Annotated in this window: 22 protein-coding genes and 8 pseudogenes; 1 reads left to right on the top strand and 29 read right to left on the bottom strand. The window is 37.8% G+C overall.

From position 1 onward, the window contains the following. Position 1 precedes the first annotated feature (1 nt). The 6 genes and pseudogenes from AC1M9M_RS01470 to AC1M9M_RS01495 all read right to left on the bottom strand — a co-directional run. Positions 2–766, bottom strand: coding sequence for an ABC transporter ATP-binding protein (locus AC1M9M_RS01470; RefSeq protein WP_481595409.1), 765 nt, complete (start codon positions 764–766; stop codon positions 2–4). Continuing rightward, positions 763–1,779: a FecCD family ABC transporter permease gene (locus AC1M9M_RS01475; protein ID WP_481595410.1), complete on the bottom strand. Its 1,017-nt coding sequence runs from the start codon at positions 1,777–1,779 to the stop codon at positions 763–765. The genes AC1M9M_RS01470 and AC1M9M_RS01475 overlap by 4 nt, the downstream gene beginning before the upstream one ends. Next, positions 1,776–2,792 (bottom strand): ABC transporter substrate-binding protein, encoded by a 1,017-nt coding sequence (locus tag AC1M9M_RS01480; protein WP_481595411.1) that lies wholly within the window; start codon positions 2,790–2,792, stop codon positions 1,776–1,778. The genes AC1M9M_RS01475 and AC1M9M_RS01480 overlap by 4 nt, the downstream gene beginning before the upstream one ends. Continuing rightward, positions 2,792–4,885: a TonB-dependent receptor gene (locus tag AC1M9M_RS01485; protein WP_481595412.1), complete on the bottom strand. Its 2,094-nt coding sequence runs from the start codon at positions 4,883–4,885 to the stop codon at positions 2,792–2,794. The genes AC1M9M_RS01480 and AC1M9M_RS01485 overlap by 1 nt, the downstream gene beginning before the upstream one ends. 214 nt (positions 4,886–5,099) lie before the next feature. Then, complete coding sequence (locus tag AC1M9M_RS01490) at positions 5,100–5,780, bottom strand: GntR family transcriptional regulator (protein WP_481589877.1); 681 nt, start codon at positions 5,778–5,780, stop codon at positions 5,100–5,102. 207 nt (positions 5,781–5,987) lie between these two features. Then, positions 5,988–6,617 (bottom strand): annotated as a pseudogene (locus AC1M9M_RS01495) (methylenetetrahydrofolate reductase C-terminal domain-containing protein); the annotation flags it as partial. A 93-nt stretch (positions 6,618–6,710) separates the two neighbouring features. Between AC1M9M_RS01495 and AC1M9M_RS01500 the strand changes: the two are divergent. Further along, positions 6,711–6,863 carry a transposase gene (locus AC1M9M_RS01500; RefSeq protein ID WP_481595666.1) on the top strand — a complete coding sequence of 51 codons (153 nt, stop codon included), beginning with the start codon at positions 6,711–6,713 and terminating at the stop codon, positions 6,861–6,863. Position 6,864: 1 nt separating this feature from the next. On the opposite strand, the gene AC1M9M_RS01505 is transcribed toward AC1M9M_RS01500, so the two are convergent. From AC1M9M_RS01505 to AC1M9M_RS01615, 23 genes and pseudogenes are all read right to left on the bottom strand, one after another. After that, positions 6,865–7,197, bottom strand: a complete 333-nt coding sequence (locus tag AC1M9M_RS01505; protein ID WP_481595413.1) for an Imm42 family immunity protein — start codon at positions 7,195–7,197, stop codon at positions 6,865–6,867. 213 nt (positions 7,198–7,410) lie between these two features. Then, the gene (locus AC1M9M_RS01510) at positions 7,411–7,662 is read right to left on the bottom strand and encodes a hypothetical protein (RefSeq protein WP_481595414.1); all 252 of its coding nucleotides are present in this window, start codon (positions 7,660–7,662) and stop codon (positions 7,411–7,413) included. 66 nt (positions 7,663–7,728) lie between these two features. Next, the gene (locus tag AC1M9M_RS01515) at positions 7,729–7,974 is read right to left on the bottom strand and encodes a hypothetical protein (RefSeq protein WP_481595415.1); all 246 of its coding nucleotides are present in this window, start codon (positions 7,972–7,974) and stop codon (positions 7,729–7,731) included. A gap of 346 nt (positions 7,975–8,320) precedes the next feature. Continuing rightward, a pseudogene (locus AC1M9M_RS01520) lies at positions 8,321–8,857 on the bottom strand (VENN motif pre-toxin domain-containing protein); the annotation flags it as partial. A gap of 58 nt (positions 8,858–8,915) precedes the next feature. Beyond that, positions 8,916–9,293 carry a hypothetical protein gene (locus tag AC1M9M_RS01525; RefSeq protein ID WP_481595416.1) on the bottom strand — a complete coding sequence of 126 codons (378 nt, stop codon included), beginning with the start codon at positions 9,291–9,293 and terminating at the stop codon, positions 8,916–8,918. 26 nt (positions 9,294–9,319) lie between these two features. After that, positions 9,320–11,092: pseudogene (locus AC1M9M_RS01530) on the bottom strand (VENN motif pre-toxin domain-containing protein); the annotation flags it as partial. Between the two features lie 174 nt (positions 11,093–11,266). Beyond that, positions 11,267–11,389: pseudogene (locus AC1M9M_RS01535) on the bottom strand (transposase); the annotation flags it as partial. Positions 11,390–12,089: 700 nt separating this feature from the next. Beyond that, the gene (locus AC1M9M_RS01540; RefSeq protein WP_481595417.1) at positions 12,090–12,719 is read right to left on the bottom strand and encodes a hypothetical protein; all 630 of its coding nucleotides are present in this window, start codon (positions 12,717–12,719) and stop codon (positions 12,090–12,092) included. Between the two features lie 21 nt (positions 12,720–12,740). Next, positions 12,741–12,962 carry a hypothetical protein gene (locus AC1M9M_RS01545; protein ID WP_481595418.1) on the bottom strand — a complete coding sequence of 74 codons (222 nt, stop codon included), beginning with the start codon at positions 12,960–12,962 and terminating at the stop codon, positions 12,741–12,743. A 410-nt stretch (positions 12,963–13,372) separates the two neighbouring features. Next, a pseudogene (locus AC1M9M_RS01550) lies at positions 13,373–13,697 on the bottom strand (VENN motif pre-toxin domain-containing protein); the annotation flags it as partial. 76 nt (positions 13,698–13,773) lie between these two features. Continuing rightward, positions 13,774–14,160, bottom strand: coding sequence for a hypothetical protein (locus AC1M9M_RS01555; RefSeq protein ID WP_481595419.1), 387 nt, complete (start codon positions 14,158–14,160; stop codon positions 13,774–13,776). Further along, positions 14,157–14,471, bottom strand: a complete 315-nt coding sequence (locus tag AC1M9M_RS01560) for a TNT domain-containing protein (protein WP_481595420.1) — start codon at positions 14,469–14,471, stop codon at positions 14,157–14,159. The genes AC1M9M_RS01555 and AC1M9M_RS01560 overlap by 4 nt, the downstream gene beginning before the upstream one ends. Positions 14,472–14,613: 142 nt before the next feature. Next, a complete protein-coding gene (locus AC1M9M_RS01565; protein ID WP_481595421.1) occupies positions 14,614–14,898 on the bottom strand; it encodes a hypothetical protein in 285 nt (94 codons plus the stop codon). A 3-nt stretch (positions 14,899–14,901) separates the two neighbouring features. After that, positions 14,902–15,675: a VENN motif pre-toxin domain-containing protein gene (locus tag AC1M9M_RS01570; RefSeq protein ID WP_481595422.1), complete on the bottom strand. Its 774-nt coding sequence runs from the start codon at positions 15,673–15,675 to the stop codon at positions 14,902–14,904. Between the two features lie 40 nt (positions 15,676–15,715). Then, entirely contained in the window at positions 15,716–16,078 is a 363-nt protein-coding gene (locus tag AC1M9M_RS01575; protein WP_481595423.1) for a hypothetical protein, read from the bottom strand. Then, positions 16,078–16,260: a hypothetical protein gene (locus AC1M9M_RS01580; RefSeq protein WP_481595424.1), complete on the bottom strand. Its 183-nt coding sequence runs from the start codon at positions 16,258–16,260 to the stop codon at positions 16,078–16,080. Before AC1M9M_RS01580 ends, AC1M9M_RS01575 begins: the two co-directional genes overlap by 1 nt. Before the next feature lie 646 nt (positions 16,261–16,906). Further along, positions 16,907–17,219 (bottom strand): annotated as a pseudogene (locus tag AC1M9M_RS01585) (VENN motif pre-toxin domain-containing protein); the annotation flags it as partial. 20 nt (positions 17,220–17,239) lie between these two features. Continuing rightward, positions 17,240–17,536 (bottom strand): hypothetical protein, encoded by a 297-nt coding sequence (locus AC1M9M_RS01590; RefSeq protein WP_481595425.1) that lies wholly within the window; start codon positions 17,534–17,536, stop codon positions 17,240–17,242. Positions 17,537–18,237: 701 nt separating this feature from the next. Then, positions 18,238–19,524: pseudogene (locus AC1M9M_RS01595) on the bottom strand (VENN motif pre-toxin domain-containing protein); the annotation flags it as partial. A 76-nt stretch (positions 19,525–19,600) separates the two neighbouring features. Continuing rightward, positions 19,601–19,900, bottom strand: a complete 300-nt coding sequence (gene imm40, locus AC1M9M_RS01600) for an Imm40 family immunity protein (RefSeq protein ID WP_481595426.1) — start codon at positions 19,898–19,900, stop codon at positions 19,601–19,603. Positions 19,901–20,327: 427 nt separating this feature from the next. After that, positions 20,328–20,564, bottom strand: a complete 237-nt coding sequence (locus tag AC1M9M_RS01605) for a hypothetical protein (protein WP_481595427.1) — start codon at positions 20,562–20,564, stop codon at positions 20,328–20,330. Positions 20,565–20,582: 18 nt separating this feature from the next. Beyond that, positions 20,583–20,951: pseudogene (locus AC1M9M_RS01610) on the bottom strand (VENN motif pre-toxin domain-containing protein); the annotation flags it as partial. Between the two features lie 124 nt (positions 20,952–21,075). Then, positions 21,076–21,348 (bottom strand): DUF6966 domain-containing protein, encoded by a 273-nt coding sequence (locus tag AC1M9M_RS01615; protein WP_481595428.1) that lies wholly within the window; start codon positions 21,346–21,348, stop codon positions 21,076–21,078. Between the last annotated feature and the right edge of the window lie 186 nt (positions 21,349–21,534).

Genomic DNA, 21,534 nt, shown 5'->3' on the forward strand with positions numbered 1-21,534 from the left:
TTTACAACCAAGAATGATCAGGGATAACAATGGTCTTGTCTTGAATCATGGCTTCATGAAACTCGACATCGTAGACGCTTTTTAAAAATTTCGGATCGGTGAGACGCGCTTTTGAATCAGGACGAATCACTTCATGTTCACGCATAAAGAACAAATGATCGGCAAATAAAAATGCCAAATTCGGATCATGCATAATGGCGATCACAGTAAAATTCTGCCGTGACAATTGTCGCAGTTTTTTCATCAAATAAGATTGATAATAAACATCCAAATGATTGGTCGGCTCATCTAATAAAATCACTTTCGGTGCTTGCACTAAAATACGGGCAATCATCACCAATTGACGTTCCCCGCCTGATAGCTCGGTATAAGGACGCTCTTTTAAATGCTCGATATCGAGATCAACTAAAGCCTGATCGACCATGTCCCAATCTTGTTTAGATGGACGAAATCGACTAAATGCAGCCCGACCTGTAATCACCACATCTTTAACTAAAAATGGGAAAACCGTTTTATGGAACTGCGGTAAAAATCCAAGTAGCGCGGCTCTTTCTTTGCCTTTTATCTGTTCTAACGCCCGCCCCGCATAAAGTACTCGCCCATCTATGGTCTGTTCTAAACCTGCCATCAGTTTAAATAATGTGGATTTGCCACAACCATTGCGACCTAAAATCACCGAGAACTGATGCGCTGGAAATTCAAGCTGAATATTTTTTAACACTTGTTTATGCCCATAGGCATAGTTCAACTGTTCAATTCGAATCATGCCCAAGCCGTCCTTTGTGTTTTGATCAGTAATAAGAAAAATGGCGCACCGAGGAGCATGGTGAAAATGCCAATTGGAATTTCAAAGCTGAGTAAAACTCGTGAAAAATTATCAATGAGTAGCAAAAAACTGCCGCCTAAAACCATGTTGGCAGGAATACTGTAACGATGGTCAGGGCCAACCAACATACGCACAATATGCGGCATAAATAGTCCGTATAGACTAATGATGCCTGCGGCAGCCACTGAAGTTGAGGTGCATAGCGTGACCAATAAAATCAGTATGAGCTGCTCCCACTTCGGATTTACCCCCACGGCTTGTGCTTCATCAGCTCCCAATGCCATCAGATTCAAGCGCCAACGCATGGCGTATAAGCCCATTAAAGCCACCGTAATCGGCACAACCGCATATTGGACTTTCTGCCACGATGCCTGATGTAAATTCCCCATGGTCCACTGCACGATCGCTTGTAATTTAAAAGGATCACTTAAATATTGAATAATGGTCAGTCCTGCTAAAAACAGACCTGAAACAATCATGCCGGATAAAATCACCATCACCAATGAAGTTTGGATTTCATGCTTTTGCTGGGCAAACACATAGGTTAATGCCACTGCACATACGCCAAAAATAAACGCCGATAAATTGGGCGACAACCAACTCAAAGATAGTGCTAAGGCTGCACCAAAGGCGGCACCTGAAGAAATCCCCAGCACATAGGAATCCACTAAGGGATTGCGGAACAAAGCTTGCAAGCCATTGCCGGCTGTTGCCAAAGCAGCCCCGACCATAAAGGTCAATAAGATGCGTGGTAGGCGAATATTGAAGACAATATTTTGCATCAAGCTAAATTGTTGCGCATCAAAATACGCTGTACCCAACATCCACTGGATAAACCACAGTGCATAATCCCCTGCGCTTAATGTTTGACTCGGTCCTAGCAACAGCGACATAAAAATCAGCAGAATCGGCAATGGATAAAACCAGGTGTATTTCAATTTTGCCTTATTCATGACATCAACTCCTTGGCAATTTTCTGACCATAGAGTTTCTCTAAAATTTTGAGTTGCAAGGCTTCAACTGCTAAGTCTGAGGTGTCAGGGTAAATGTGATGATGCAGATAAATCGCAGTCACAAGAATTTTGATGGTATGTGGGTTATAGATAAATGCAGGGCTGAGATTAAACACTTTCTGTTGTTGTACTGCTTTTAGACCTTGCAATTCTTTACGCTGATAAATCAGGTTTGGGTCGGTATTCCACAGTACAATATTGTCAGGATTCCACTCAATCAACGTTTCTGGATTGACATTCGGTTGATTGGTCTCCGTTTTAACCACGTTGTAAGCCCCTGCCAATTCAATAAAATCATTGGTAATCGATTTACGGCCTGAGGATGAATAAATTCGTCCACCTGACCATGCGTAATATATTGATTGCTTATATTTTTGCTTTGAGGTTTTGAGTGCCACTTCAGCCAGAAGCACATCTGAAAAATCCAGAATTTCTTTAGCCCGTTGCTTAGCACCTGTAAGCTGTGCAATTTCATACAGCTCTTCTTTCACCTGATCGTAAGTGCCTGATTCCATCACATAGACTGCAATACCAAATTGTCGAAGCAATTGAATGGTTTGTGTTTGCCCACTACCTAAAATCACCAAATCTGGCTTTAATAGCATTAAGCTTTCAATGTTGGTGGCATTTGAGCCTTGTGAAGGTGTAGCGAGTTGCTTATTGGCAATACGTGGATCCATTTTGGAATAAGCATTAAATAACAAGGTCTGTAAATAGACCTCAGCAGGAATCCCCACGACCTTTGCACCCTGCCCCAACATATATAGCCCGTCTAAACCTGGTTCAAACAAGGACACAATACGCTGTGCTGGCTGAGCTAGGCAGACTTCGGTCTCTGAGCTATCAACCACACAGTGCGATGTTGGGCTTTGTATTTTTGCTGATATCGGTTGCTCTGTTGCCGTACAACCCAACAGTACACAGCTCAGTAAAAGGACAATAAATCTTTGCATTAGTATTGCCACTGTACCGATAACGCTGCTTTGATCGGCTCACCGGGTTGAATCCATACATGGCTATAACTGGATAGATAATATTCCTCGTTTAACAGATTATGAATATTCAGTTGATAGCGTAAATTTGGATTTGCTTGGTAATAAGCCCCAAGGTTCAATACGGTATAGGCAGGTAAGCTGAAACCATTAGCCGTATTGGTTGGGCTGTCTCCACTCCGTTGCCCGACATAATTGAGGTTGAAATTTAGACCTGCTGCATGTTGCGTATTTTGCCAAAGGTCATAACTTGCCATGACATGTGCACTATGTTTGGGTACGTTGCTCAGTGCTGAGCCTGCAGGTAACACATCATCTTTGCTGACTTTGGCATCCATATAGGCGTAGCCTGCTGACACCATCATCTGGTCATTGATACGATGGTTGAAGTCAATTTCGAGCCCTTTGCTTTTCACTTCACCAACCGCAGCTTCATAGTTTGGATCAATGGCATCCGTCATCAGGACATTTTTTTTGCTCATATCAAACAAGACGATGCTAAGCATGCTGTGATCTTGCCAATGGTATTTCGCGCCGATTTCATAGCTTTTCGCTGTTTCAGGTGCAAACGTCTCCCCTGTACGACCCATGCCATTATTCATGGAAAATGCTTCACCATAATTGCTATATACAGACAGTGCTGGTGTAGGACGGTAATTAAGGCCTATGCGTGGGCTAAACTTTTGTGCTGTACTCTGATCCTTGAACTGCGTGCGATGGTTGATGAAGCGCTGTTCGACACGATCGAATCGACCTCCGAATAACACATTCCATTGGTCATTAAAAAAGACCTGATCTTGTACATTCACAGCCATGTACTGCTGACGTTCATCGGAATCGGTATGTAAAGGTAGTTCAGAGCTAAATTGCCCATAAGTGGGATTGTAAATGTTGATCCAATTTGGCTGAGCAGCCGAGTGATTAAGACGCAATTGACGTTGCATAAAGTCCAAACGCCCTGTTTCTGCACCGAGTACCAATTCATGCTGAACATGACCGAGTTCCAGTTGACCAAGTAATTCACTTTGGAGCAGCATATCCTCGGTCTGATAATCACGATGACGACGCTGACGCTCTAATGTTTCAAGGTCAGCCTGTAATTTGCGTGGTTCTGTTGAATAGCCGACCATTTGCGCATCTTTATAACTGATCGCAGCATTCATCTGCCATGCGTCATTGAGCTGATGCTTTAATCGTACTTGATAGAGATTGTCTTTGACGCGCATATCACCATCAGAAGGCTCACCCGTAAAGGTCTTTGGATCCATCAATAACTGGTTGTTGACAGCCGTGATACCACGGTCAAATGTGCCTAGATGCTGGGTAAATTCAGTATCTAAATCCACTTGGGTATTTTCAGATAATTTCCATGAGAATTGTGGCGCGACAAATAAACGTTGGCTACTGACATGATCACGGAAAGACTGGTTATCTTCCATTGCAGCGGCTATTCGATACGCCAACGCATCGCTGATTGGCGCGGTCTGTTCAAGACTTAAACGATATTCATCTTGTGTTGTCCCACGAAGATTAAGCGTTGTTTCAGACGTCCATTTTGGTTTTTTTGTGGTGACATTCAATGCCCCACCGACCTCACCACGTCCATACAGTGCGGTACTGGGACCTTTTAAAAAATCCAGTGATTCAATATTGACCATATCTTTAGGTGCAGAAATGCCACGATTGACACTCAGCCCATTACGAATGGCATCCACCCCCATATTGGGATTGCCTTGGAATCCTCGGAATGAATAGTTATCCCAAAAGCCCCCACCATAATTATTTTGATGCAATACCCCACTCACGATGCTGAGGGCTTGATCCATGCGCTGAATATCTTGCTGCTGGATAACGTCTTGCGACAAATGGCTTTTATTAAACGGGATATCCAATAGATCATGCTGAAATTTGGTAAGCGCTTGAGCATGCTGTGTAGATTCTGAGGCTAAAGCTGTGCTGAGATAAATCGTATCTAGGGTTTTGACCTGATCTGTTGCAAACACCCCTTGATTGATGCCAGTTAAACCTATTAATAAAGTTACACGAGATCTCAAAAAAACTATCCTCATTTATACGCACAATATTGATGCGTTTACAAATATTGAATTCAAATTGGTGCACTATTCATTAAATCTATGCACTAAAACTAAGCAAATGTTGTTCTGGCATCGCTGGATTAGTTTTGTGTACATTCTTGTATACAAGATATGAATTAGAGGCAAAAAAAATGCCAATTTTTTAAAATTGGCATTTTTTTAATAATTTATCCTAAACAGTCGAAAATATTTTAAGAGTAATTTTCTTCACGTCCTCAATACTATGTAAGACATGATGTTCTGCTAAATGGATCGCCCCATCAGCATCACGAGCTAAAATACATCTAAGTATTGCAGCATGATCTTGATAAGCATGCTGGATATCGAATTCACGCATGGCGCCTAGACTGAGCACAATTCGGATTTTTTCACTGATTTCATGATGAATCTTGGCGATTTGACGATTTCCTGCAGCTCTAACCAAGGCACAATGAAAATCTTCACTTTGCAGCACCAATGCTTTGGTGTTCTGGTTATAGTCCTGTTCGTCTACAAGCCATAATCGCTTTAAATTCTGTAATTCTTCAGATTGCTCATGATCCATTACGCATAAACGTTTAACAGCCTCTTTTTCCAAGATCATACGTAAATCAAAGAGCTCCTGATAAAAGGTAAAATCTAAAGGCTTAATTTCCCAACCACTGCGGAAATGCACATTCACATAGCCTTCCTGTTCAAGACGATACAGTGCTTGCCGTGTTGGGGTACGGCTGACCTCATACTTTTCAGAAAGGTCCGTTTCAGTAAAACGTTGTCCAGGTTTGAGCTTAAAGCTAAAAATATCATCCTTTATTTGTTGATAAATCACATTAGCTAAATTGCCAGTGCCTGACTTAATGGGCGTTATGCTCATCCTTAATTCTCGTTTTACATCTATGTAATAAATAAATTATAGAGTCATCATGAGAATTTAAGAATCAGTAAATATTGATATATAGGAAAATAGATTAAATTTTGGCTTTTAGATTTATAGGATAATTTAATTTAAGCCCCTATATAACGCTAATTAATAATTGCATTTCAATACTATAAATCAACCCATACAAGAAATTGAAAAGACTTAAACTTTTCCCAAAAACCAATTTTTCCAAGAACTGGTTCCACGAACTTCAACGGGTACGGTTGCAATCAGGGTATCTTTTAAAACGTCAGTTTGTCCTACGGCTTTGGCTAATCGGGCTTTTACAGAGTGAATGCATTCCCGATCTCCAAACTCACATCGATCTAATGTGGTGCCACCGCAAGGACCATTTGCAAGTCCTTTAGGACATGTTTCAGAGCAAATATATAAAGTATCAGCCAATCTACATTGACCACAATTTTCGCAGCCCACAACCATATGTTTTGACTTAAATTCGGTTTTTAACAAAGTTTTTGATGCCAACTCATTATCCCAAAAGGACGCTTTAAAAATAAACCTACCTACACCTTTAGAGATTTTGGACTCAAAAAGGGCTTTATGCATGACATGCAAATGATGATATTTAATCAGCTGACCTAATGTCGGTTGACGCGCATCATAAGTTAATTCTGGAACAAACTCATCTCCAGTCTTAATCTGCCAAAGAGATTTCCAGCGTGCTTCAAGTTCCTCTAAATCATCATGTTGATATTGCTCAATATAATTTTGCAGAACCTTCTGTTCTTCTGAATTTTCGCACGCTGAAAGATGAACACCATTAAAACCTAAAAGCCAAAAAGCCAAAAAGCCAAAAAGCCAAAAAGCCAAAAAGCCAAAAAGCACTGTAAACTAGATCCTGAGCTAAAAGTTTACAATCAAGAAATCAATAAAAGAAGAATTGGGATTGAGCATGTATTTGGGACTTTGAAGACCTTCAAAATCCTTGCCGAGCGATATCGTAATCGAGGCAAAAGATTAGGCTTAAGATTCAATTTAATTGCTGGGATCTATACCATGGAACTGAATAAAAAATGACTTATGATAGAACTCTATTATTAAAACCAAGCCCTAAACCAAAACCAAATTGAAATAACTCCCCTGTATCAATCCAAACAAAATTATCACCATCCAAAGATGAAAAATCAATTTCATTAATAGGCTTTTCTCCAAAATCTTTTTTTAGATTATTAATCACTTCAATGTTACTGACCAAAGTATAAAAAATAGAGTTCAAAGTGATATTAATTCCTTTCCCTGGATAACATTTATCCTGAATCCAAAAACTAAATATTCCTAAATTTAATCCATCATTTAATGCAAAAATTACATCCCATTGAACAAAAAAATCATCATTAAACTTTAAAATCATTCTAGTGCCTCTGACTTCCATCCATTTTTACGCAAAATGGCTTTGGTTTTATTATCTAACTTTAAAGAATTTCTGGCACCATCTGAACTGCCAGCCCAATGGTAAGTATTTGAGCCAGTCCTTCATATGTGAACTGATGAATATTTCCTTTGAAAAGTCAGTCAAACGCCCTTTATTAAAAAACAGCAATCTAAACGAAATTAGTATAGTTTTTTAAGTTAAATCTATTTCCATTTCTTTATGTAGCCCTTTGTCGCACTCTAAAATAAATGGATAAATTTTTTCGGGTTCAGAGTAAATATATTCTAAATAGCTTACTGGTAACCAATAATATATTTCATAATCACTTTGCCTATTATGAGTCGGAACTAGAAAAGATACATAATATTTTTTCATTCCTTCTTCAATCCCAACACTAAATTTTAATTCTTTTGATACATATATATCTCTAAAATTAAATTTCATTTTAATTTCCTATTTTTCTGACCTTTAACATGTCTTTCCTGACCTTTGTTGCATCAATAACAGCCTCTAAACTACCATTAGTAATTTACCCTCAGGAATCCACTGACTATTTGCACCAGCCTCGTTACCAGATGGTAGTCTTAAACCTGCAGATCTTGGATTAGATATATCAATCCTTACTAAACTGCCATTTTTAAGTTGACTTTGTGGTATGCCTATTGAAGCGATTGCAAGTTGTCTTTCATTCTCTGTAATTTCCTGACCTGTTAGGAAATCATTCTTCAAACCAACTGCAGCCCAAATTTGTTTCAAAGTAAGCTCATTAGCCAAAGCAAGAGTTCGCTTACCTAAAGTTTTTTCAGGTGTGGGCCCAATACAATTTGTAGTAGCACCACTGACGGAACCTACATCCTGACCTGAACGGACGGCTTCTATATCTTTTATTGCTTGACTTGTGTAACCAATGGTTTCATTGAATAAGCCTGTTACCTGTCCTGATATTTTTAATCGTTATAATTATTTCACCATTTCTTTCATTTCTGGTGAAGCATCACTTGCCAAAATATTTTTTTAGATGTTGTTCTACACAAGCAGAATTACCCGTTTGCACACAATCATTGAAGGCTTTATCAAGCATTTTATCGGTCTTTCTTAATATTGAAATTCCTTTCTCAATACATGCTCTATCATTCGAACTACATTTTTGAAGGTGTTTATTTACAGCTTTAAGAGTAGCTCTGGTTTGATAATTATTCTCCACCGCATTTTGAGCACTTTGACCACTCTGTACAGTCGAAGCCACATCACCAGTACTTGCACCCACGCCAGATGCAACCAAACCAGTAATCGCACTTACCGTTCATTTTTCATCCACTGTTAAATCTTTTGATTCTTTACCATATAGGTATTTAGCTAGTAGAGGTGCTGATGCTTCTGCTCCACCTGCTGCCAAACCTGCCGTTAAAGCATCATTGCCACCTGCTGCTGCAACTGCCGCACCCAATACAGTATGCGCTAGAATATCTGTTGCACTTCCTTCACTATCATTTGATTTGAAATATTGCCCAATCTCATAGCTGAGTTTAGAACTTGCTGTTGCGGCTGCTATTCCTAAGCCACTGTTAGTCGGAGCTGATAATCCTGCTGAAATGCTATCGACTAATATGCCTAATGTTTGAAGTTGTTGTTTCTTGTCGAACTCAGCTTGACTCAATGTTCCTGCTTCATTAGCTTTTTAGGCTTCGTCTAGCTTTTTATAAACTGTACTTTTTGAATATTTTCTCAATTTCATCTCTTCTAGATGGTTGTTCTTTTAGAACACTCTCTAATCCTTGTCGAATATAGTATTTAACCGTTTTTTCATCATACCACCCTTCAGTTGGCTCTATTCCTATCATTTCTTCATCGACCCAAGCATAATATAGTTCTGTACCATCTTCCTGAACTTCTGAATAGAGCTGCCATCCTGGATCGCCTCCAACTGGCTCCATTGGGTCTTTACCTATCGTTCCACGTAAATAATATTCTAAATCTTTACCGCCATGTATCATTTCATAAATACAATACAACAATGGTGCCTGAAGATCATCATGTTCAAAACTAAAATAATCACTTTTATAGGTAAAACTCATTCAAAAATCCTCTCAATTGATACAATTTATTTTGAATTAGGATTAATAGGAAATGATGTTGGTACTTGAGGTACTCCACTTCGCGTAACGACAGGCACTCTAAAAGTAATTCCATTTATCACGACATTTTGTTGAGTTTTACCACTAGCTCCATAATTCACTATTGCTTTTGCAGCAGCTTGATTTGCCATACTTGCCATTTGCGCATTACTGTAGACTTTAGGATCATAAACAGTTTTTGCTTCAATCCTTCCATTTGGCAATTGATATCTTACTTCCGTAATTCCTTTGGATATTTCTGTTGGCTGCCCAACTACTTTACCACCATTGGCATTTAAAATTTCATAAAAATTATCTGCATTATGTCCACCAGAGATCACTTTTGATTTCTTATTAATTGTCGCATCAATTAAATGTTTCCCTAAAGGTGTATCAATTTGGTTTGTACCAACTTCAGTATAGCCATCTCTAGGTCGAACAGGAATTCGACCAGCAAAATCTGCCTCAGGTTCTTTTAATAATTTCGTAATGTCACTACCATATTTTTTCCCAATATTCTCAAATGCTTCATCCGTTAATTTAATCGGTCCACATAACGTTTTAGAAAAACCTAAACCTAGCATTGCAACTTTAGCTTCTTGTATTTCCTTTGGCGTAAAATGCTCCTTAGTTATAGGGTCATATTCTGCACCCATTGCAGCTGCTAGCTGTCTTATTGTTAAATCATTAATAACCAGTAGAGTTTTTTCACCCAAAGTTTTCTCGGGTATTGGACAAACATATCCTGTCGGACAAGAAAATTTCTCTTTAGTATTTTCTTTAACTACCTGCCCATAATTCTCATCAATAATTGAAAATCCATTATTTTCTACCGCATTCTGAGCTAATTGACCACTCTGTACAGTCGAAGCCACATCACCAGTACTTGCACCCACGCCAGATGTAACCAAACCAGTAATCGCACTTACCGTTCCTTTCTCATCTGCAGTTAAGTCTTTGGCTTCTTTTCCATACAAATATTTTGAAAGTAACGGTGCTGATGCTTCTGCTCCACCCGCAGTAACTCCTGCAAGGAGTGCATCATTATCACCTGCTGCTGCAACCGCCGCGCCCAACACAGTGTGCGCTAAAATATGCGCTGCACTTCCTTCACTATTATTGGATTTGAAATATTGCCCAATCTCATAGCTAAGCTTAGGACTCACTGTTGCGGCTGCTATACCTAAGCCACTGCTCGTTGGGGCTGACAAGCCTGCTAAAATGCTATCGACTAATATTCCTAAGGTTTGAAGTTGTTGCTGTTTCTTGTCGAACTCAGCTTGACTCAGTGTTCCTGCTTCCTTGGCTTTTTTAGCTTCATCTAAATTTTTATTAATTTCAGTACGTACTTCTTGGCGGTTCGCATCAAACTTCTTCGTCACATCCATTTGTAAATTAATTTCGCTTTTAACTTGATCTCGATCAAAGTTATTTTGCAATGCGCCACTGTTTTCACGTGCTGTATCTGTTGTGACATGTGTGAGGATTTCTGACTTGATCTGCTCAGCAGAGTTTCCTGTCAGCTCTTCTTGACGAACTGTTTCTCTAATCGTGATATTAGACGTATTAATACCACTTTGCGTCACACTACTGTCTTTATCACTGTCCAAACCAAAACCAATCGACTTGCTTACACCTTGGATTGTGGAAGCATGTTGATCAATTTTTTCAGGCGCTGATATTACAGTGCCGGGTTTACCCTGATCAGATTTAGTCGCATTTAATCCAGCACTCAGTGAAATCCCTTTAGCATCATATTGTCCCGAATAAAGGCGTACCTCATTTGGACTGGTTTGCCAAGTACACCGCGACCTCTTTAATATAGCCCTTTCTTCGCTGAGTCATTGCAGTTATTTTTTTAAATTTGTTAATTATGCACTTGGATCATTAGATTCTGTGATCTTGGGCTGCTGTGGATCATAACGTTTAATCTATGCATAAAGACTATGTGTAGTTATACCTAAAAGTGATGCGATATCAGCAACACTATGACCTTTCTCTGTGACCTGTTTTACTGCTTCAATTTTAAATTTTTCAGGGTATGGTTTATTGCTCATAAGCACCTCGTTAATTTGCCATTTTATCTAACTAAAAGGTCTCTATAAAATAGGCGGCTAATCACTCAATCAAAAAATATCATACTTTGCATCTTCAACTGAATGGGTTTTCAAGAAATACCCTTTTAAATCCGTTACACAATATCATCGTCGCGCTTGAGTATATTCTGTCCAAATTAAATTCGGTGTACCATCATATATACAAAAACACAAATCAGGCCAATACAAATCATTAGTAACCATTACTCCAAACCCTTGAAAATTAGGAAAATCACCATAATAAGGAGAATGTATATACCAATCTTCTTTTCCGATCTTAGTTAAGTTGATTAGATCTTTTGGGATAATTAATTGATGTCTTAAACTACCATCCGAATTGTATACAGCAGCGTTGTTAGGTCTTAAGAAGTACCAAGGATATTCTATTTTTTTACTTAACTTAGAAGGCTGGTTATTAAAAATAATCAAAAAGCATTTACAATCTAATAAAACATGAACACTCTCCGCAATAGGTAAAATATACTCACTACCATCGCTATAAATAATTTTTTTTTTAAAGCAATAATTTTCTCATTCTTCAATAATAAATTATTAAAAATATTGAGCGAAATATCAGAATCATATTCAGGATAATTCATAAATTCATAAATTTCTCCATTTTCAAAAACATTTGTCTCTATTACTTTCTGTATTGTTTTCATTATTTAATCTCTCTTGTCGAGCTAATTTTAAATAGCTCAGGGTTCGTGTAAGGAGATTTATCTACGAAATTAATCTGATGAGCATTACCTGGTAAAGTTTTACCAGTCTTATAATCATACATAGAGCCTGCTCTTCCTTCTCGAACACCCACACTTGGCTGTACTTCAAATTCAACCACATAAAATTTATTTGGCTTACCAGATTTATTAATACTAGGCTTAAACTCTTCAGTTATTGCACGTTTATTTCGCATATCTGCAACAGAATTAACCTGTTCTTTTGTCGCCCAACCACCTAATTTCTGTGCCGGATTTTCTCCTTTTTTGATAGCTTCTACCATGTTAGAGTATTGAACTTCATCAATCACCATTCGCATTTTCTCGGATTGAATTACTCTTCGATCAGTTACAGTTGTGCCTGCTTTCCATGCTGGATAACCTGTAGGATGATAACTACCACCAACCTGTTGATCATTCAATGTTTTTGGATTATTTCCAATAAGATTTTCTTTTGCTCGTACTAATCCATCTCTATCTGTTACTTGTCCAGCATTAATATTTTCCGCCCTATACGTTGTACCGGATTGAAAGTCACGTACTGATGAGTCTCCAAAACTAGGATTCTCCACATTAGCGTTATTCTCAATTTTTTATCGCTGAATTAAATCATCTGCTACTTTTGCCTCCTTATTGGCTAGACTGACTCCTTTAGCCGTTCCACCACCTACAGCCATTAAAGCTAGATCTGTTGCACTTTCAGGGAAAAATATTTCTGTCGCAACATAACCAAAACCAGCAATATAGTAACTTGCTCCTGTTCTTGGTTTTTCCCCTACCATATAATCTAAAACAGCTGATTTTGCTGGAATCAATATTTTTCTGCTGCGCTTTGCTTTAAACCATTATATTTTGTACTGCAAGCACCATACGTCATGTTTTGGCAACTTCTTTGTGCATATCTCAAGAAATCTAATTGCTTCGTTGCTTGTATTGAAAATCCACTAGTTTCATTGAGAAGCCCTTTTGCTTCAATTGAAACTTTTAGTCTTCTTAGCTGTTGTTCAATCTCTTTCATTTCCGGTGAAACATCACTTGCCAAAATATTTTTTAAATGTTGTTCTACACAAGCAGCATCAGCTGTTTGCACACACTTATTGAAAGCTTTATCAAGCATTTGGTCGGTCTTTCTTAATATTGAAATTCCTTGCTCAATACAAGCTCTATCATTCGCACTACATTTTTGCAGATGTTTATTCACAGCTTTAAGAGTAGCTCTGGTCTGGTAATTATTATCCACTGCATTTTGGGCCACTTGCCCACTTTGCACAGTCGAAGTCACCTCACCAGTGCTTGCACCTACACCAGATGCAACCAAACCAGTGATTGCACTAATCGTTCCTTTCTCATCAGCTGTTAAATCTTTGGCTTCTTTGCCATACAAATATTTTGAAAGTAACGGTGCTGAAGCTTCTGCTCCACCTGCTGCTGCAACTGCCGCACCTAAAATTGTATGTACTGAGAATATGGCCTGAATAGCCTTCCTCATCTCTACATTTTAAATATTGACCAATTTCATAACTAACTTTTGAACTTGATGTAGCTCTCGCAGTAGCTCAACCTAATTGCGTTGGGACACATATCAGCTAAGAGGCATCGACGATTAAACTTTTTCATATAAACTGTTTAAAATGTACCCGACCTAGGAATACATCCAACCGATGTGCTTTCTTGTGCTGGGTGAGCCACAATGCTCCATAAATAAAAATTTGCTGCATCATATGGAGAAGTAAACAAAGATAATCTTGACTTTCGGTAACGTTCGCTATGATAAACCAACCAATATTCATCATCTCTATTAATACACAAGCCTCCATCTAAATAATTTGCATGTTCTGCACCAATATTTACTGTTAAATCTTTATAGCCGAATTTTATCAATTCATCAGTTAACTGTTGATAAGCAATTTTTTCTGCTTTGTTTAATCGCTCAACTCTTTCCTCTTCACTTTTGTAAAAAGAATTACGATTAACATTGATACCATCAAAATCACTATTGAGATTAATGATCATATTTTGTCTCCTAAATAACCGAATTTTTTCAGCTGCTCAACTGTAGCATATTGTTCAAGCTCTGGTATTTTCACACGAATTTGCGTTCCTCCACCTGGTTGCCCAAATGCTGGTGCAATTTTTTCTTCGGTAATCTTAAAGGGCTTAAGCACTTCATATTGATGATATGATTGAGGTCGGTTTGTCCCAGGGGGTAATGCTCTTTGCTCCAATGAATCTATTGGGCTTGCTAAATACCTCCCATTTTCAGGACCATAACGATCTAAAATTTGACCAACCTGTACATTTTTCTCAATACTACTACCTGGCACAGCCCCCCCCATTTGGAGCCACTTTATCCCAATTCCAGTTTCCTCCTATTTCTGCTTCTCCAGTTCTCCAATTTTTTGCATTATCCAATCTATAATGATCATATTATTGAAAATCTTCAACACCATGATTATTATCAATTTTTTATCGCTGAATTAAACCATCTGCTACTTTTTCCTCCTTATTGGCTAGACTGACTCCTTTAGCTGTTCCACCACCTACTGCCATTAAAGCTAAATCTGTTGCACTTTCAGGAAAAAATAATTCTGTCGCAACATAACCAAAACCAGCAATATAGTAACTTGCTCCTGTTCTTGGCTTTTCCCCTACCATATAATCTAAAACAGCTGATTTCGCTGGAATCAATATTTTTTCTGCTGCGCTTTGCTTTAAACCATTATATTTTGTACTGCAAGCACCATACGTCATGTTTTAACTTCTTTGTGCATATCTCAAGAAATCTAATTGCTTCGTTGCTTGTATTGAAAATCCACTAGTTTCATTGAGAAGCCCTTTTGCTTCAATTAAAACTTTTAGTCTTCTTAGCTGTTGTTCAATCTCTTTCATTTCCGGTGAAACATCACTTGCCAAAATATTTTTTAAATGTTGTTCTACACAAGCAGCATCAGTTGTTTGCACACACTTATTGAAAGCTTTATCAAGCATTTGGTCGGTCTTTCTTAATATTGAAATTCCTTGCTCAATACAAGCTCTATCATTCGAACTACATTTTTGCAGATGTTTGTTCACAGCTTTAAGAGTAGCTCTGGTTTGGTAATTATTATCCACTGCATTTTGCGCCACTTGCCCACTTTGCACAGTCGAAGCTACCTCAGCAGTGCTTGCTCCAACACCGGACGCAACTAAACCAGTGATTGCACTAATCGTTCCTTTCTCATCAGCTGTTAAATCTTTTGATTCTTTACCATACAGGTATTTAGCTAGTACAGGTGCTGATGCTTCTGCTCCACCAGCTGCTGCAACCGCCGCGCCCAACACAGTGTGCGCTAAAATATGCGCTGCACTTCCTTCACTATCATTTGATTTGAAATATTGTCCAATCTCATAGCTGAGTTTAGAACTTGCTGTTGCGGCTGCTATTCCTAAGCCACTGTTAGTCGGAGCTGATAATCCTGCTGAAATGCTATCGACTAATATGCCTAATGTTTGAAGTTGTTGTTTCTTGTCGAACTCAGCTTGACTCAATGTTCCTGCTTCATTAGCTTTTTAGGCTTCGTCTAGCTTTTTATAAACTGTAGTTTTTGAATATTTTTTCAATTTCTACGCTTCTATTTGGTTGCTCTTTTAAAACATTTTCTAATCCTTGCCGGATATAGAACTTTACAATAATTTCTTCATAATCACCTTCATTCGGCTCTAAACCCATCATTTCATGAACCCAAGCACAATAAATGGTTGTACCATCTTCTTGTAACTCAGGAACTAAACTCCAACCAGGATCACCTCCAACAGGCTCCATAGGATCTTTACCTATAATACCTCTCAAATAATATTCTAGGTCTTGTCCCCCTATTATTCCAAAACCCAAGCACCAAAGCAAAGGCATTAGATCTGCTGAAGAGCCCTCTTCATTAATATAACCTATCATTAATTAACTCCTCTAGAAGTAGGGTTTATAGGGAATGCTGATGGAACATAATTAGCCCCTCTATATGAGCTAATCGGTACTCTAAAAGTAATCCCATTCACTATTACATGCTGTATTTTATTTCCATTTACCCCATAATTTACAATTGCTTTTGCTGCGGCTTCATTTGCCATCGTTGTCATTTGTTTATCACTGTACACTTTCGGATCATAAACTGTTTTAGTCTCAACTCTTCCATTTGGTAGTTGATATTTAATATCAGTGATACCTTTTGTGACTTGATTTGGATTACCAATTACTTTCCCACCACTACGCTCAAGAACATCATAAAATTATCAGCATTATGCCCTCAAGAAATTACTTTAGATTTTTTATTAACTGTAGCATCAATTAAATGTTTCCCTAAAGGTGTATCAATTTGGTTTGTACCAACTTCAGTATAGCCATCTCTAGGTCGAACAGGAATTCGACCAGCAAAATCTGCCTCAGGTTCTTTTAACAATTTCGCAATGTCACTACCATATTTTTTCCCAATATTCTCAAATGCTTCATCAGTTAATTTAATTGGCCCATTGAGTGTCTTTGAGTAACCTAAGCCAAGCATGGCAACTTTAGCATCTTGTCTTTCTTTTGGAGTAATAAAATCCCCTGTTAAAGGATCATATGTCGCACCTAAAGCAGCAGCCAATTGTCTAATCGTTAAATCATTAATAACCAATAAGTCTTTTTCACCTATGGTTTTCTCAGGTATCGGACAGATATATCCAGTTCGACAAGACCATTTTTCTTTTTTATTCTTTTCAACAACTTTTAGATAATTTTCGTCAATAATAGTGAAACAATTTTCCTCCACCGCATTCTGTGCAATCTGCCCAGTACTCGCTACATCACCCACTGTTGCACCAACACCCGATGCAACTAATCCCGTAATCGCACTAATCGTACTCTTTTCATCTGCGGTTAAGTCTTTTGATTCTTTACCATATAAGTATTGAGCTAGTAGAGGTGCCGATGCTTCTGCTCCACCCGCAGAAACTCCTGCAAGGAGTGCATCATTGCCACCTGCTGCTGCAACTGCCGCACCCAATACTATATGCGCTAGAATATGTAACGAGTTTCTTTCTACTCTATTACTATTAAATTGACGCTTGAGATATGATATTAATTATCATAAACAACTTCATATTTATTTTTAAGCTCTTGCATTAATTTTCTTGCTAAAATTTCTCCTAAAGCTTTAAATTTCAATTCATCTTCTAGACTATTAAAACCTGATCTAATTGGATCATCCATATTTAAAGTTGTATCAAATATTTTTGACCAATCGTCTAATGCCTTTATCAACTCTTCGGAAATAGGTAAATCCTCAGGATTTAAATTACCTATTAGCCCTAATTCATCATATTCCCAAAGTGGATAACATTCATAATCAGCCATTAGCTTTATCAATTTTTTCATCACTTAATCCTCGTAGGGTTTGCACCAACTATGAATCCATTGTTTCCTATTGTAATTGCAATTCCTCGTTTTTTCCCTTTTATTTCAGTTTCATATATTGGACGCCCCTTTCCTTTTCCTTGATACCCAACTATTTTTCCCTTTTTAATTGCATCCATTAATACGTTAGGAATATCATCTACTTGTACACCAATATCTTCAAAATTCTTCTGATGCTCTTTTAGGACATGCAATAAACCAGCTTTTTCATTTCCTTTTTCAAGAAAAACAACCTTTCCATCTGGAGCACGTATAGTACTGATTAAATCTTTTTCACCAAATTTAATATTATTTGCTTTCAAATACTCAAGATCTTTTCTATTAATTTTCGATATAAATAATGCCTTAGTAACATCATTTATTTTTGAGACTACACCCGATTTACTTATACTTAATACTACAGGTTCAACTACCTTGCCTGCTCCATAACCTGCCGCCATAGTAAGAAGGCTTTCCCCACCTTTTTGGGCAATCTCTTGAGTTGTAGCGTAACGTTCTCCTTGTCTAGGAGCACATGAATATCCTGCGACCTTGACACACAAAATAAACTCACCATTCTCATTTATTTTATAAGTTGTATTATCTTTAATCGCTTGCAGAGTTCGTTTAGGAATTTCTCCTTTGTGATCATTTTGAATTTCATGAGGAAGAAGAACATTTTCTAATCCATTATTCTCCACCGCATTTTGCGCCACTTGCCCACTTTGCACAGTCGAAGCCACCTCAGCAGTGCTTGCTCCAACACCGGACGCAACTAAACCAGTGATTGCACTAATCGTTCCTTTCTCATCAGCTGTTAAATCTTTGGCTTCTTTGCCATACAAATATTTTGAAAGTAGCGGTGCTGAAGCTTCTGCTCCACCTGCTGCCAAACCTGCCGTTAAAGCATCATTGCCACCTGCTGCTGCAACCGCCGCGCCCAACACAGTGTGCGCTAAAATATGCGCTGCACTTCCTTCACTATTATTGGATTTGAAATATTGCCCAATCTCATAGCTAAGCTTAGGACTCACTGTTGCGGCTGCTATACCTAAGCCACTGCTCGTTGGGGCTGATAATCCTGCTGAAATACTATCGACTAATATTCCTAAGGTTTGAAGTTGTTGCTGTTTCTTGTCAAACTCAGCTTGACTCAGTGTTCCTGCTTCCTTAGCTTTTTTAGCTTCATCTAACTTTTTATTAATTTCGGTACGTACTTCTTGACGATTCGCATCAAACTTCTTCGTCACATCCATCTGTACATTAATTTCGCTTTGAACTTGATCTCGATCAAAGTTATTTTGCAATGAACCACTGTTTTCACGTGCTGTATCAGTTGTGACATGTGTGAGGATTTCTGACTTGATCTGCTCAGCAGAGTTTCCTATCAGCTCTTCTTGACGAACTGTTTCTCTAATTGTGATATTAGACGTATTAATACCACTTTGCGTCACACTACTGTCTTTATCACTGTCCAAACCAAAACCAATCGACTTGCTTACACCTTGGATTGTGGAAGCATGTTGATCAATTTTTTCAGGCGCTGATATTACAGTACCGGGTTTACCCTGATCAGATTTAGTCGCATTTAATCCAGCACTCAGTGAAATCCCTTTAGCATCATATTCACTGTTATTTTGAATGTTTGAATAAGTCAAAGTCCCTGTATTTAGACTATTATTTTTTAAGTTTTCAGCTTTTTGCGTCGATGTGATCAAAGCACCTTTTAAATCAGTATTAGTCTTCACATTGATTTGGTAACCATCATCTCCAGCAAAGATCCCTGATTGCTCATTAACTGAGGCATAATTTGCATCAACATTCGACTTACTAAAGCTACCCGATGCATTACCGCCATTGGTACCAACGCTAATTTGGCCTGAAATATCTTGTTGTTTGCTATTATAAGTGGCCGTATCTTGCAAACTTTCAAGATTCAGCTCATTGGCATCAATCTGTACACCTTTGCCTTATAATTCATCACTATCATTATTTTTAAAATAAGCCAACGATTCAAATCATTGGCCCAAGCAAACCTCACATTATCTAAATATTAAATACAAATGAAACAAAGAGATCGTTATTAATTTTTGATAAAAAACTCTTTGCAACCTCTATGCTTTCTAAAGCACAATCCCCTTCATAATACCAATCGGTGTAAGCATTTTTGAAGCTACCATCAGGTTGCTTTTCATAAATGTCACCTCCTAGAATTAAAATGTTAAAATTTGTAAATAATTCAAGCACTTCAAGAGATGCATTAATGCTGATAACTGCCTCCTTTAAGCCATTATCTCTTAATGTCAAACCATCTTTTGCATAGATCTCTAAAACTTCACTTAACATAGTTAATCCTTATTTGGAACAAACAACCGATGATTAATAGTACCATCATGATTACGAAGATATTCAAAAGTACCTTTTCTACCCTTATAATTCCCCTCTAACTCCAATTTTAGACGTGGCACCCCATCTTTTGATCCTGTAAATACTGTTGTTTTTCCATACTTTTCAGCCAATTCGTCTATCGTAGCAGGAAAACCATGATAATTATCTTTTTTGATTTGTGCATTAACCTTGGAGGTATATTTAGTATTTTCAAAAAAGTTTTTACTATTAATATTTTCAAAATATTTGTTTCGTATATCTTCACTATATTTTTTAAAATTCGATGATTCTCTAGCTTTCTTGCTGACTTTAATATTCTCTAAAACTTTCTCGGCTTGTTTCGCATCATCAAATTTTGCTATTACTTTACCTGTGGCTTTACTTATTATTCCAACCCTTTACCAACAGGAATTAATTCATATATTTCTGTAGGAACTATAATCATTGCTAGTTCTTTCGAATTATTTATAATTCGCTGACCAGTCCATTCACTACACTGTCCAGCAGAAATACCACTTTGTTTACAAAGATCATTGTATTGTTCAGATTTTTTCTTGGCATAAGCACCAGCAATGGAAGCATTGTTATCAACCGCATTCTGCGCAACCTGTCCACTTTGCACTGTACTCGCTACATCTCAAGCAGTAGCACCAACACCTGAAGCAACTAAGCCTGTAATGGTACTAATCGTTGACTTTTCATCTGCTGTTAAATCTTTGGATTCTTTACCATATAAGTATTTAGCTAGTACAGGTGCTGATGCTTCTGCTCCACCCGCAGAAACTCCTGCAAGGAGTGCATCATTATCACCTGCTACTGCAACTGCCGCACCTAATATAGTATGCGCTAGAATATGCGCTGCACTTCCTTCACTATCATTTGATTTGAAATATTGCCCAATCTCATAGCTAAGCTTAGGACTCACTGTTGCTGCTGCTATACCTAAGCCACTGCTCGTTGGTACAGACAAGCCTGCTGAAATACTATCGACTAAGATACCTAAGGTTTGAAGTTGTTGCTGTTTCTTGTCGAACTCAGCTTGACTCAGTGTTCCTGCTTCATTAGCTTTTTTTGCCTCATCTAACTTTTTATTAATTTAGCTCTAACTGCCAATAGATTTACGTTCAATTGAGTTATACTAAGCACAAATCATAAAGATCATTCCGTAATTTGGAAAATTTGTCATTTTCATAAGGTGGATATTCTCCATTTTTTTCTAAAACGATGTCATTAAATGAGCCCATTCCAGCATAATTCCTTAAAATATCGTGCTTAACTTGAGAAAAATTTGAATCAATTTCCGTCAAAAAACGTTTAAATGCTGTTGACCAATATGTTAAGTCAAATTCTTTAAGCAAATTAATTATTTCACTTATGATTAATTTTATAGATTGAACTTCATTCATTTTAGAGGCTTCTCACTGATTACTTTTACTCCAGGAATTTTCCAAGGTTCAACGGCTTTGTTGCAGAAAGCTATTCTTAAGGGCTTCTTCAGCCATATAATTTTCAAATGAAGAAGCCTACACAAAATCTACCGCACAACCAATTGGCCCGCATATAACCGAGCACTCATTAATCGCGGAAATATT

The sequence above is a fragment of the Acinetobacter sp. ANC_7503 genome, from assembly GCF_056780035.1.